This is a genomic window from Pseudomonas sp. Tav-5-1A, from assembly GCF_055755055.1.
In genome coordinates this window covers 1,249,292-1,261,662 of the sequence record NZ_CM146901.1, presented here as the reverse complement: position 1 = coordinate 1,261,662, position 12,371 = coordinate 1,249,292, and the positions used below count along the sequence as shown (strand labels likewise).

Here is a 12,371-nt window from a genome sequence, read left to right as displayed (position 1 = left end):
TCGGTGTTACCGGGCGACAGGCCGCCCGGCACGAATTCAGCGGCCCTTGAACTGGGCGACGTTGTCGCCCGCCACGGGTGCCTGTGCACGCCCCACCGCCCCCAGGCGCTCGCCGGTCTTGGCGTCGAACAACAACACCTTGGCCGGATCGAATTGCAGATTCAGTGTTTCCCCCACCTGTGGCGCCACGTCCGGGGCCAGGCGGCAGCAGACCTTGGTGCCGTTGAGTGTAACGAACACCAAGGTGTCGGGGCCGGTCGGCTCGGTGATCTGCACCTCGGCGCGAATGGTCGGCAGGCCGTTGGCCTCGGTGCCGGCCAGCACGATCTGCTCGGGGCGCATGCCCAGGATCACTTCGCGGTCCTCAAGGCCCGCATCGTTCATCGCCAGCGGCAGCTCGCAGCGCGCCTGGCCGCTGTCCAGCAGCGCCTGCAGGCGGCCGTCCTTGCGCTGCAGGCGCAGGGGAATGAAGTTCATCGGCGGCGAGCCGATGAAGCTGGCCACGAACAGGTTGGCCGGGTCGTTGTAGATCTCTTTCGGCGTGCCGAACTGCTGGATGATGCCGTCCTTCATCACCGCCACCTTGTCACCCAGGGTCATGGCCTCGATCTGGTCGTGGGTCACGTACACCGTGGTGGTCTTCAGGCGCTGGTGCATCAGTTTGATTTCGGTGCGCATCTCCACCCGCAGCTTGGCGTCGAGGTTGGACAGCGGCTCGTCGAACAGGTAGATCTTGGGCCGCCGCGCCAGCGCCCGGCCCATGGCCACGCGCTGCTGCTGGCCGCCGGACAGCTGGCCCGGCTTGCGGTTGAGCAGGTGCTCGATCTGCAGCAGCTTGGACACCCGCGCCACTTCCTCGTCGATGGCCTCGGCCGACATCTTGCGAATCTTCAGGCCAAAGGCGATGTTCTCGCGCACGGTCATGGTCGGGTACAGCGCGTACGACTGGAACACCATGGCGATGTCGCGGTCCTTGGGGCTCATGCCGCTGATGTCGGCGTTGTCCACCAGGATCGCGCCACCGCTGATGCTTTCAAGGCCCGCGATGCAGTTCATCAGCGTGGACTTGCCGCAACCCGACGGCCCCACCAGGATCAGGAACTCGCCGGAATCGATCTTCAGCTGGATATCTTTCAAGGTGTCCGGCAGGCCGGCGCCATACGTCTTGATTACATTGCGCAGTTCTAGCGTTGCCATGTTTCTACCCCTTGACCGCGCCGGCGGTGAGCCCACGCAGGAAATACTTGCCGGCCATGATGTACACCAGCAGTGTTGGAAGGCCGGCGATCATTGCCGCGGCCATGTCTACGTTGTATTCCTTGGCACCGGTGCTGGTGTTCACCAGGTTGTTCAGCGCCACGGTGATCGGCTGCGAGTCGCCACTGGCGAACACCACGCCGAACAGGAAGTCGTTCCAGATCTGGGTGAACTGCCAGATCAGGCAGACCATGATGATCGGGATCGACATGGGCAGCAGGATCTTGTTGAAGATGGTGAAGAACCCCGCGCCGTCCAGTCGCGCCGCCTTGACCAGCGCATCCGGCACGCTGACGTAATAGTTACGGAAGAACAGCGTAGTAAAAGCCAGCCCATATACAACGTGGACGATCACAAGACCGGTGGTGGTGTTGGCCAGGCCGAATTTGCCCAGGGTGAACGAAGCCGGCAACAGCACGGTCTGGAACGGCAGGAAGCAGCCGAACAGCAGCAGGCCGAAGAACAGCTGCGAGCCGCGGAAACGCCACATGGACAGCACGTAGCCGTTCATGGCACCGATGAAGGTGGAGATCAGCACGGCCGGCACGGTGATCTTCACCGAGTTCCAGAAGAACCCGCCGACGATGTCCCAGGCCTTCAGCCAGCCGATGCCGGTGAACACCTCGGGCAGGCTCAGCAGGTTGCCGGTGCGGATGTCGTCAGGGGTCTTGAAGCTGGTCAGCAGCATCACCACCAGCGGCACCAGGTACACGGCGGCCGCCAGGATCAGCGTGGCGTAGATGGCCACGCGGCTGAAACTGAGCGAGGATTTGCCATAGGCATTAGTCATGGCGCTTGGTCCTCAATTCCGAATACAGGTACGGCACCAGGATCGCCAGGATCGCGCCCAGCATCAGCATGGCGCTGGCCGAGCCGATGCCCATCTGGCCACGGCTGAAGGTGAACGAATACATGAACATGGCCGGCAGGTCCGAGCTGTAGCCCGGGCCGCCCGCGGTCATGGCCGCCACCAGGTCGAAGCTCTTGATGGCGATGTGCGCCAGGATCATGAAGGCGCTGAAGAACACCGGCCGCAGGCTGGGCAACACGATCTTCAGGTAGATGGTGGGCAGGCTCGCGCCGTCCACCTGGGCAGCACGGATGATCGACTGGTCGACCCCGCGCAGGCCCGCCAGGAACAGCGCCATGACAAAGCCCGAGGCCTGCCATACCGCGGCAATCACCAGGCAGTACACCACGCGGTCCTGGTCAATCAGCCAGTCCAGGCGGAAGCCTTCCCAGCCCCAGTCGCGCAGCATCTTGTCCAGGCCCAGGCCGGGGTTGAGCAGCCATTTCCAGGCGGTGCCGGTGACGATCATCGACAGCGCCATGGGGTACAGGTAGATGGTGCGCAGGAAGCCTTCGCGGCGGATGCGCTGGTCCAGCAGCACCGCCAGGAACACCCCCAGCACCAGGCTGATGGCGATGAACAAGCCACCGAACACCGCCAGGTTCTTGCTCGCCACCCACCAACGGTCGTTGTCGAGCAGGCGCGCGTATTGCTGCAGGCCGACGAAGCTGTACGTCGGCATGAAGGTGGAATTGGTGAAGGACAGCAAAAAGGTCCAGAAGATATAGCCATAGAAACCGACCAGCACGAGCAGCATGCTAGGCGCCAGCACCACTTTGGGTAACCAGCGTTGCAGCGCGTCGAACGGCGAGGCCTTGCTGAACACAGCCACAGAGCTCATCGGGAACATCCAGGGTAAAGGTCAATCGGCACCGAATCCCTGCGCCGGGGGATGGGGAGGGGGAACCCCGGCGCAGGTATCGGACGCGTTATCCGTCGGTGTTACTTGGCCGACGAGATGCCCGCATACAGTTGCTTGGCGGCCTTGGCCGGATCGGCGTTCTTGTCACTCATGAAGTTGGTGACAACGTCGAAGATCGCGCCTTGTACTGCCAGCGAGGTAGCCATGTTGTGCGCCATGCTCGGTTCCAGCTTGCCGGCCTTGTCGGCTTCGGCGAAGTCCTTGGCCGAGGCCTGGCCACAGCTGTCGAACTTGCTCATGTCCAGGTCATTGCGCACCGGGATCGAGCCTTTGTTCTGGTTGAACACGTACTGGAATTCGGGCTCCAGGGCGACCTTGGCCAGGTCGTCACGCGCAGCGTTGTTGCCGGGGGTGTCGTTCTTCTTGGCCAGCTTGAACATGGCCAGGGAGTCGATGTTGTAGGTGTAGCTGCCCTGGGTACCCGGGAACGGCACGCACTCGTAGTCGCTGCCGGCTTTCTTGCCGGCGGCGCTCCACTCGCTCTTGGCCCAGTCGCCCATGATCTGCATGCCGGCCTTGCCGCTGATGACCTTGGCCGCTTCCAGGTTCCAGTCCTGGCCCGCGCCGTCCGGGTCCATGTAGCCCTTGAGTTTCTTCAGCTCGGTGAACACCTTGGTCATCTGCGCGCCAGTGAGGGTGGCCTCGTCCTGGTCGATGAAGGCTTTCTTGAAGCCGTCGGCGCCCATGATGCTCAGCACCATGTCTTCGAACACAGTGCTGTCCTGCCACGGCTGGCCACCGTGGGCGATCGGGATGATGCCTGCGGCCTTGAGCTTGTCGCCGGCGGCGTAGAGTTCTTCCAGAGTGGTAGGGGCCTTGGCGATGCCGGCCTTCTTGAAGGCTTCCGGGTTCACCCACAGCCAGTTGACGCGGTGGATGTTCACCGGCACGGCTACGTAGTGGCCTTCGTATTTCATGGTGTCGGAGACAGTTTTGGAAAGCAGCTTGTCCCAGTTGTTGGCCTTGGCCACGTCGTCGACGTTGGTCAGCAGGCCCAGGGAAGCCCATTCCTGAATGTCCGGGCCCTTGATCTGCGCGGCAGACGGCGGGTTGCCCGACACGGCACGGGTTTTCAGCACGGTCATGGCGGCGGCGCCACCACCACCGGCGACAGCGCTGTCTTGCCAGGTGTAGCCGTCTTTCTCGACCAGTTGTTTCAAGACACCCACAGCCTTGGCTTCACCCCCGGAGGTCCACCAGTGCACTACTTCCACGGTGCCTTTGGAATCGGCGGCGTGGGCGGCGAAAGGAAACAGGGTGGCAAGCGAAATGACAGCGGCGAGGCGATTGATCGCGTTCATCGGATTCCCTTTTTTTGTTGTTATGCATTGCAAGTCTGATGCTTGCGCTGCGATGGAGTGTAAACAGGGTAGTTAGTACGCCAGGTAACGAAGCGATGCACAATTGTCACCAGCCGGTGACAATGTGCTGCCCGCCCACTTTTGCCAGGCTGCAGGCCAGGCTGGGCGCCAGCGGCAGGCGCGGCAACAGCACGGCCTGCAACGCATGGTACAGGTCGGGCTTGCCGGCCCAGACCTTGGCGCCAGGGCGGTTGTGTTCGTCCAGTTCGTGGTGCCAGCTGCCGTGCACGCGGTCCAGCAGGTGCTCGGCGGCGAACTCCCAGAAATCCCGGTACCACTGTTCAAAGCCGTGCTCGCCGGTGCGCCGCAGCAGCGCAGCCGAGGCGGCGATGGCCTCGCAGGTGACCCAGTGCATGCGCTGGCGCACTACGGGCTGGTCCTGCCAGTCCAGGGTGTAAACCAGCCCCGGCGCGCCATCGACGTGCCAGGCGGTGCGGCAGGCCTGCGCGAACAGCCCGCGGGCGTCGGCCAGCAGCCAGGTGGGCGCCGGGCGCACGGCGTCCAGCAGCGCGGCTTCCAGGTGCAGCAACAGCCGCGCCCATTCGAAGGCATGCCCCGGGGTGCTGCCGTACGGGCGGAAGGGGTCGTCGGGGCGGGCGTGGTTGTATTCCAGGTCGGCTTCCCAGCCGGGGTGGAAATGCTCGATCACCCGGTACTGGTTGTGCGCCGCGTGCTGGTGAATCACCCGCTCGGCGATCCGCAGGGCGCGCTCCAGCCAGCGCGGGTCGTGGGTGGCGTCGGCCAGGGCGAGGAACGCCTCGACGCTGTGCATGTTGCTGTTGGCGCCGCGGTAGGCCTCCTCGCGGCTCCAGATGCGGTCGAAGGACTCGCGCATGGCGCCCTCCTCTTCGTGCCAGAACCGCGTGTGAATCACCTCCACGGCCTCGTCCAGCAGCGCCTGGGCGCCGGGCCGGGCTGCTGCCACCGCGCTGCTGGCGGCCAGGGCCACGAACGCGTGCAGGTAGGCGGCCTTGCCCAGGTCGCCGTCGGCGGCGTGGGCCACGGCGTACCAGCCGCCCTGGTCGGCGTCGCGCAGGCAACCGTTCAACGCGGCCAGGCCGTGGTCCACCAGCGGCGCACAGCCGGGCAGGCCTTGCAGGGCGCCCAGGGCGAAGCTGTGGGTCATGCGGGCGGTGATCAGCGTTTGCGCCGGCGCATCGGGCAGCCAGCCGCGCTCATCCAGGTGGCCGAAGCCTTCGGGCAGCCGCGAAGCGCGGGCAAAGTCCAGCAAACGCAGGCCTTCGGCGGCCAGCCAGTGGTGATGGGCGGGGGTGTTGAGCCAGCTGTTGAAGTCCAGGTGCAGCCTGTCCATGGGAGTGCCTTGGTTTTTTTATTGTGGTGGAGTGAGTCTAAACAACGGATGGCGGGGGGCGGGTAACCAAATGTCACAGGGTTATGCGGCGGCCGCACGACCCGGCCTAACGGCCGGTGCTACAGGTTTGGCGCCGGTACCTGTAGCACCGGCCGCAAGGCCGGGTCGCCCCGTGCAAACGGCGCTCGCAGACGGCGCACCTTAGCCGCTGCCGCCAGGCTGCGCTGGCCGGCGTGAACCCTGGAGATTTCCCGTGGAGCATAGGGCCAGCGCAGCCTGCGGCAGCGGCTACGGGTTAGGTGCGGGGCAGGTAGAGGGTTACCCGCAACCCCCGCTCGGGTAGATTCTGCAGGCTCACTTCGCCGCCGTGGCTGTGCGCGATGTTGCGCGCAATGCCCAACCCCAGCCCATAGCCATGCTGGTTGCCGGACAGGCGGAAGTGCGGTTCGAACACTTTCTCCAGGCGCTGCGCCGGCACGCCCGGGCCTTCGTCGTCGACGTGGAGGATGAAGGCCCGGGCGTTGTCTTCCACGTGCAGGTGCGCCCGTTCGCCGTATTTGAGGGCGTTGTCGATCAGGTTGCCCATGCAGCGCTTCAGCGCCAGCGGCTTGCCCGGGTAGGCCTTCCACGCGCCGCCGTGCAGGGTCACGCGGCCGTTGCCTTCGGGGGCCACGAAGGGCTCGATCAGGCAGTCAAGCACATGGTTGAGGTCCACCGGTTCGATGTTCTCGTGGATGTCGGTGTCTTTCACGCACTGCAGGGCGCCTTTGACCAGCAGCTCCAGTTCGTCCAGGTCACGGGTGAACTTGGCGGCCAGGGGGTCGTCTTCCAGCAGTTCCACGCGCAGGCGCAGGCGCGTGATGGGCGTGCGCAGGTCGTGGGAGATGGCGCTGAACAGCTGGCTGCGCTCGGTCAGGTAGCGGCTGATGCGCCCGCGCATGGCGGTGAAGGCGCGGCTCACTTCGATGACTTCGCTGCCGCCGCCCTCCACTTCCGGCTCCTCGGGCTCGGCGCCCAGGGACAGCTCCCGGGCGGCGCGGGCCAGGCGCTTGAGCGGGCGGCTCTGCCAGTGCACCAGCAGGCCGATGAACAGCAGCAGGAACGAGCTGGTGAGCAAAATGAACCACCACTGCTGGGCCGGCAGGCCTTCTTCCTCAAGGCTGGTGTAGGGCTCGGGCAGCAGCGAGGCGATGTACAGCCACTCGCCCTCGCCCAGGCGGATCTGCGTCACCAGCACCGGCGGGTTCACCGGTTCCAGGGTCAGGGAATAGTGCGCCCACGAGCGCGGCAGCTCGTCCAGGGCCAGGCCGCTGTTGAAGATGCGCAGGTCCTGGGGGCTGACGAACTGTACGGAGATGTCCATCTGCGAACCCAGGCTCTCGTGCAGCACCTCGTCCACGGCGTCGATGACCGCAGTCTTGCGTTGGGTGGCCGGCAGCACGCGCATGTCCAGCGGGCGGTCGTTGAGCGACACCACGAAGCGTGTGCCGCCCATGCTGCGCAGCTGGTCCAGCACCATGGGCCGGTAGGCCAGTGGCAGCGAGCGGAAGTAGCTGACGCTGGCCGACATCGAATGGGCCAGGCTGCGCGCGCTGGTGACCAGGCCTTCGAGCTGGGTGGCACGCAGCTGCGAGACCCAGATCAGGCTCGACAGGCCCTGCGCCAGCAGCACCACCAGCAGGGTCAGCAGCAGCATGCGCCCCAGCAGCGAGCGCGGCACCAGGCGCTTAAGCCGTGACAACGTTGGCCGCCAGCAGGTAGCCACTGCCGCGCACGGTGCGAATCAGCCGGGGCGGTTTGTCGGTGTCGCGCAGGCGCTGGCGCAGGCGGCTCACGGCCATGTCGACGATGCGGTCCAGGGGCATCAGGTCGCGGCCACGGGTGGCGTTGCCAATGGTGTCGCGGTCGAGGATCTGCTGGGGGTTGTCGAGGAACAGCTTGAGCAGGGCGAAATCGGCGCCCGAGAGGAACACTTCCTCGCCGTCGGTGTGGAACAGCCGGTGGCTGATCATGTCCAGGCGCCAGTCGTCGAACGCCACCACCTCGCCGCCGCGCTCCTGGCCAAACTGCGCGCGGCGCAGCAGGGCCTTGATGCGCGCCTGCAGCTCGCGCGGGCTGAAGGGCTTGCCCAGGTAGTCGTCGGCGCCCAGTTCCAGGCCGATGACCCGGTCGGCCTCGTCGGAGCTGGCGGTGAGCATGATGATCGGCATCTGCGCCTGGCGCGGGTGCTGGCGCACCCAGCGGCACAGGCTGAAGCCGTCTTCGTCGGGGAGCATGACATCGAGGATGGCCAGGTCCGCCGGGGCCTCGTTCAAGGCCTGGCGAAATTGCTGGCCGTCACCCGTGGTGCGCACGGTGAAGCCGGCACGGGTGAGGTAGGTGTCCAACAGTTCGCGGATTTCCTGGTCGTCGTCGACCAGGAGGATCGTTTTGCCGGCAGTGGTCACGTGCTGCGTCCTTGTGTCCAGCGTCGGGTCGAGACGCCCGATCAATAAACGCAGATTAAACGCTTACCCCCGTGCTTGCTGCAAGGCCACACCGGCGCCAATCAGCCCCGAGAACTCGGCGGTCACAACCCAGACGGGAATGCCCTGGAAGTATTCGCTCATGCAACCCTTGTCGGCGAAGCTGTCGGCGAAGCCACTGGCCAGGAACAGCTCGAGGAAACGCGGGATAACCCCACCGACGATGTACACGCCGCCGCGACCGCCGACAGTGAGTACGTTGTTGCCGGCCACGCGGCCCAGGAAGCGGCAGAACTGCTCGATTACTGCCAGCGCCACCGGCTCGCCGGCCAGCGCCGCCGAGGTGATGGCCGCAGGGGTGGCCAGGGTCGCGGCATGGCCGTCGACCGCGCACACCGCCTGGTACAGGCGCAGCAGGCCGCCACCACTGAGGATGGTCTCGGCGCTGACATGGCCGATCTCGTCCTGGATGTGCTGGCGCAGCTGTGCTTCGCGGGCGTTGCCCACCGGCAGGTCGACATGGCCGCCCTCGCCGGGCAGGGCCATGTAGCGCTGCTCGCCCAGGTTCAGCAGGGTGCCCACGCCCAGCCCGGTGCCCGGGCCGATGACCACGGCGGCGCGCTCAGGGTCCGGGGTGCCGGGGCACACGGTCTTGAACTCGCCGTCTTCCAGGCGGGTCATGCCCAGGGCCATGGCGGTGAAGTCGTTGATCAGCAGCAGGTGCTCAACCGCAAGCGTCTCGCAGAAGGCCTTGCGGCTCAGGCGCCAGTGGCTGTTGGTGAAGCGGAATTCGTCACCGCTGACCGGCCCGGCCACGGCCAGGCACACGGCGCCAATGGCCCCGCGCTCATGGCCCAGGTCCTTGAGGTACACGCCGATGGCCTGCTCGGGGCTGGTGTAGTCCGCGGTAGGGAACACCCGCACCGAGTGCAGGTTGTTGTCTTCCCACAACGCAAAGCGTGCGTTGGTACCGCCAATATCGCCAACAAGGGCGAGCTTCATTTGAGAATCTCCAGGCCGGACGTGAAGGCGCTGGCGCCCTGCTCCGCCGAGCTGAAGGCCAGTCGCATGAAACCGAACAGCTCGCGACCACAGCCCACCGCGTTGGCCAGTTGGCCCACGGCGGGGGTGCGCGCGGCAAATTCGCTGGCATCCATCAGCACCTCCAGGGTGCCCTTGACGCCATCCACGCGGATGATATCACCGTCGCGCACCTTGGCCAGCGCGCCGCCGTCGAAGGCTTCCGGGCACACGTGGATGGCGGCCGGGATTTTGCCCGAGGCACCGGACATGCGCCCGTCGGTGACCAGGGCCACTTTGAAGCCGCGATCCTGCAGAACGCCGAGGAACGGGGTCATTTTGTGCAATTCGGGCATGCCGTTGGAACGCGGGCCCTGGAAGCGCATCACTGCGACAAAATCACGCTCCAGCTCGCCGGCCTTGAAGGCGTCGGCCAGGTCCTGCTGGTCTTCGAACACCCGCGCCGGGGCTTCGACGATCTGGTGCTCGGGGGCCACGGCGGAGACTTTCATCACGCCACGGCCCAGGTTGCCTTCCATCACCCGCAGGCCGCCTTCGGGCGAGAACGCACGGGCCACCGGGCGCAGGATGTTCTCGTCGAGGCTGTTGGCCGGGCCTTCGCGCCATACCAGCTTGCCGTTGTCCAGGAACGGTTCCTGGGTGTAGCGGCTCAGGCCATGGCCGGCCACGGTGTTGACGTCTTCGTGCAACAGGCCGGCGGCCAGCAGCTCACGCACCAGGAACGACATGCCGCCGGCGGCCTGGAAGTGGTTGATGTCGGCCTTGCCGTTCGGGTACACGTGGGACAGGGTCGGCACCACCTCGGAGAGGTCGGCCATGTCCTGCCAGGTGAGAATGATGCCCGCCGCCATGGCGATCGCCGGCATGTGCAGGGTGTGGTTGGTGGAGCCGCCGGTGGCGTGCAGGGCGACGATGGAGTTGACCAACGACTTCTCGTCGACGATCTCGCCAATGGGCATGAAGCTGGCGCCGCTGGCCTTGGTCATGCGCGTGACCTGGTGCGCCGCTTCCACGGTGAGGGCGTCACGCAACGGCGTGTTGGGGTTGACGAAGGAGGCGCCCGGCAGGTGCAGGCCCATCACTTCCATCAGCAGCTGGTTGGTGTTGGCGGTGCCGTAGAAGGTGCAGGTGCCAGGGCTGTGGTAGGACTTCATCTCCGACTCCAGCAGCTCTTCGCGGCTGGCCTTGCCCTCGGCGTAACGCTGACGCACGTCGGCTTTTTCCTTGTTGGAAATGCCCGACGGCATCGGCCCGCCTGGCACGAAGATCATCGGCAGGTGGCCAAAGCGCAGCGCGCCCATCATCAGGCCCGGCACGATCTTGTCGCAGATGCCCAGCATCAACGCGGCGTCGAACATGTTGTGCGACAGCGCCACGGCGGTGGACATGGCGATCACTTCGCGGCTGGCAATGCCCAGCTCCATGCCCGGCTCACCCTGGGTGACGCCGTCGCACATGGCCGGCACGCCGCCGGCGAACTGGCCTACCGAGCCGATCTCGCGCAGGGCCTGCTTGAGCTGCTCGGGGTAGGTCTCGTAGGGCTGGTGCGCCGAGAGCATGTCGTTATACGACGACACGATGGCAACGTTGGCGGAGTTCATCATCCGCAGCGCGTTCTTGTCCTCGGTGCCGCACCCGGCCACGCCGTGGGCAAAGTTGGCACATTGCAGCTTGGCACGCATCGGGCCATCGCTGGCAGCCCCGCGGATCAGTTGCAGGTAACGCTCGCGCGTCGCGCGGCTGCGATCAATCAGCCGTTGGGTAACCTCTAGAACACGGGGATGCATGTGAAGAACTCCAGGCTATGGGGGCAACCGCTGCACTCCTTCCCATTATCCCATTCGCCGCCCAGGCTCGTCGCACAGGCTTGCTTTTGATCAACAGGAACAGCCGCGCCGGTCACTCGTTGTAGATAAGACAAAATATTGCCATCAAAAAGGCTTGTTTTCTATTTTTTTGCGAATAATCTTGTAATTCCAATAACAAAACAGATTCTGTGAACGTTCTGCGGCTCCTTGGCTTCACATCTATAGGGCGCCCCACACAATCTGAACGCAGGTACCGACATGACTCTTCGCATTGCCATCAACGGTTTTGGCCGCATCGGCCGCAACGTGCTTCGCGCACTGTATACCCAAGGCTACCGCCAGGACCTGCAGGTCGTCGCCATCAACGACCTGGGTGACAGCGCCATGAACGCCCACCTGCTGAAGTTCGACAGCGTGCACGGCGCCTTCGATGCCACGGTGGAATCGGACCAGGAAAGCATCACCGTCAATGGTGACCGTATTGCCGTCAGCGCCATTCGCAACCCGGCCGACCTGCCGTGGAAAGCCGAGCGCATCGACGTGGTATTCGAATGCACCGGCCTGTTCACCGACCGCGCCAAGGCTGCCGCGCACATCAGCGCCGGCGCCCGCAAGGTGATCATCTCGGCCCCCGCCAAAGGCGTGGACGCCACCGTGGTGTACGGCGTGAACCATGACGTGCTGCGCGCCTCGCACCAGATCATCTCCAACGCCTCGTGCACCACCAACTGCCTGGCCCCGGTGGCCCAGGTGCTGCACCGCGAACTGGGCATCGAGCAAGGCCTGATGACTACCATCCACGCCTACACCAACGACCAGGTGCTGACCGACATGTACCACAGCGACCCGTTCCGGGCGCGTTCGGCCACCCAGTCGATGATCCCCAGCAAGACCGGCGCCGCCGAGGCCGTGGGCCTGGTGCTGCCGGAACTGGCCGGCAAACTGACCGGCATGGCCGTGCGCGTGCCGGTGATCAACGTGTCGCTGGTGGACCTGACCCTGAACCTGTCCCGCGAGACTAGCGCGGACGAGGTCAATGCGTTGATGAAAGAAGCGGCCCAGCATTCGAAGATCCTGGGCTACAACACCCTGCCGCTGGTGTCGTGCGACTTCAACCACAACCCGCTTTCGTCGATCTTCGACGCCAATCACACCAAGGTTGCCGGCAAGATGCTGAAAGTCATGGCTTGGTACGATAACGAGTGGGGCTTCAGCAACCGCATGCTGGATAACTGCCTGGCGCTGTGGAACGCGCAATAACGCGCGCCCCGTAGCCGCTGCCTGGGCAGCGGCTACGGAATGTTGTTACACGGAAACACTTGACCAACGGCATAGATGATAAGCATTATCATTAA

Annotated in this window: 10 protein-coding genes; 1 reads left to right on the top strand and 9 read right to left on the bottom strand. The window is 65.1% G+C overall.

Going from position 1 to position 12,371, the window contains the following annotated elements; all coding sequences use genetic code 11:
* Positions 1-36: 36 nt before the first annotated feature.
* The 9 genes from AC0J42_RS05670 to edd form a co-directional block, all read right to left on the bottom strand.
* A complete protein-coding gene (locus AC0J42_RS05670) occupies positions 37-1,197 on the bottom strand; it encodes an ABC transporter ATP-binding protein (protein WP_416422671.1) in 1,161 nt (386 codons plus the stop codon).
* A 4-nt stretch (positions 1,198-1,201) separates the two neighbouring features.
* A complete protein-coding gene (locus tag AC0J42_RS05665; protein WP_416422670.1) occupies positions 1,202-2,047 on the bottom strand; it encodes a carbohydrate ABC transporter permease in 846 nt (281 codons plus the stop codon).
* The gene (locus AC0J42_RS05660) at positions 2,040-2,948 is read right to left on the bottom strand and encodes a carbohydrate ABC transporter permease (RefSeq protein WP_416422669.1); all 909 of its coding nucleotides are present in this window, start codon (positions 2,946-2,948) and stop codon (positions 2,040-2,042) included. The genes AC0J42_RS05665 and AC0J42_RS05660 overlap by 8 nt, the downstream gene beginning before the upstream one ends.
* Positions 2,949-3,049: 101 nt before the next feature.
* Positions 3,050-4,330 carry an ABC transporter substrate-binding protein gene (locus AC0J42_RS05655; RefSeq protein WP_416422668.1) on the bottom strand — a complete coding sequence of 427 codons (1,281 nt, stop codon included), beginning with the start codon at positions 4,328-4,330 and terminating at the stop codon, positions 3,050-3,052.
* Between the two features lie 106 nt (positions 4,331-4,436).
* Positions 4,437-5,702: a D-mannose isomerase gene (locus AC0J42_RS05650; RefSeq protein WP_473005493.1), complete on the bottom strand. Its 1,266-nt coding sequence runs from the start codon at positions 5,700-5,702 to the stop codon at positions 4,437-4,439.
* A gap of 295 nt (positions 5,703-5,997) precedes the next feature.
* Positions 5,998-7,398, bottom strand: a complete 1,401-nt coding sequence (locus AC0J42_RS05645) for a sensor histidine kinase (protein ID WP_416427541.1) — start codon at positions 7,396-7,398, stop codon at positions 5,998-6,000.
* 31 nt (positions 7,399-7,429) lie between these two features.
* Entirely contained in the window at positions 7,430-8,149 is a 720-nt protein-coding gene (locus AC0J42_RS05640; RefSeq protein ID WP_416422665.1) for a response regulator, read from the bottom strand.
* A 63-nt stretch (positions 8,150-8,212) separates the two neighbouring features.
* On the bottom strand, positions 8,213-9,169 hold the full coding sequence (locus AC0J42_RS05635; protein WP_473005492.1) for a glucokinase: 957 nt from the start codon (positions 9,167-9,169) through the stop codon (positions 8,213-8,215).
* Positions 9,166-10,995: a phosphogluconate dehydratase gene (gene edd / locus AC0J42_RS05630; protein ID WP_416422663.1), complete on the bottom strand. Its 1,830-nt coding sequence runs from the start codon at positions 10,993-10,995 to the stop codon at positions 9,166-9,168. Before edd ends, AC0J42_RS05635 begins: the two co-directional genes overlap by 4 nt.
* Positions 10,996-11,274: 279 nt before the next feature.
* Between edd and gap the strand changes: the two genes are divergently transcribed.
* Positions 11,275-12,276: a type I glyceraldehyde-3-phosphate dehydrogenase gene (gene gap / locus AC0J42_RS05625; protein WP_473005490.1), complete on the top strand. Its 1,002-nt coding sequence runs from the start codon at positions 11,275-11,277 to the stop codon at positions 12,274-12,276.
* Positions 12,277-12,371 lie beyond the last annotated feature (95 nt).

Bases quoted from the DNA above. Each gene is read 5' to 3' on its own strand.
- AC0J42_RS05670 (WP_416422671.1), bottom strand. From the start codon at position 1,197: ATGGCAACGCTAGAACTGCGCAATGTAATCAAGACGTATGGCGCCGGC.
- gap (WP_473005490.1), top strand. From the start codon at position 11,275: ATGACTCTTCGCATTGCCATCAACGGTTTTGGCCGCATCGGCCGCAAC.
- AC0J42_RS05650 (WP_473005493.1), bottom strand. From the start codon at position 5,702: ATGGACAGGCTGCACCTGGACTTCAACAGCTGGCTCAACACCCCCGCC.
- AC0J42_RS05660 (WP_416422669.1), bottom strand. From the start codon at position 2,948: ATGAGCTCTGTGGCTGTGTTCAGCAAGGCCTCGCCGTTCGACGCGCTG.
- AC0J42_RS05645 (WP_416427541.1), bottom strand. From the start codon at position 7,398: ATGCTGCTGCTGACCCTGCTGGTGGTGCTGCTGGCGCAGGGCCTGTCG.
- edd (WP_416422663.1), bottom strand. From the start codon at position 10,995: ATGCATCCCCGTGTTCTAGAGGTTACCCAACGGCTGATTGATCGCAGC.
- AC0J42_RS05655 (WP_416422668.1), bottom strand. From the start codon at position 4,330: ATGAACGCGATCAATCGCCTCGCCGCTGTCATTTCGCTTGCCACCCTG.
- AC0J42_RS05665 (WP_416422670.1), bottom strand. From the start codon at position 2,047: ATGACTAATGCCTATGGCAAATCCTCGCTCAGTTTCAGCCGCGTGGCC.
- AC0J42_RS05635 (WP_473005492.1), bottom strand. From the start codon at position 9,169: ATGAAGCTCGCCCTTGTTGGCGATATTGGCGGTACCAACGCACGCTTT.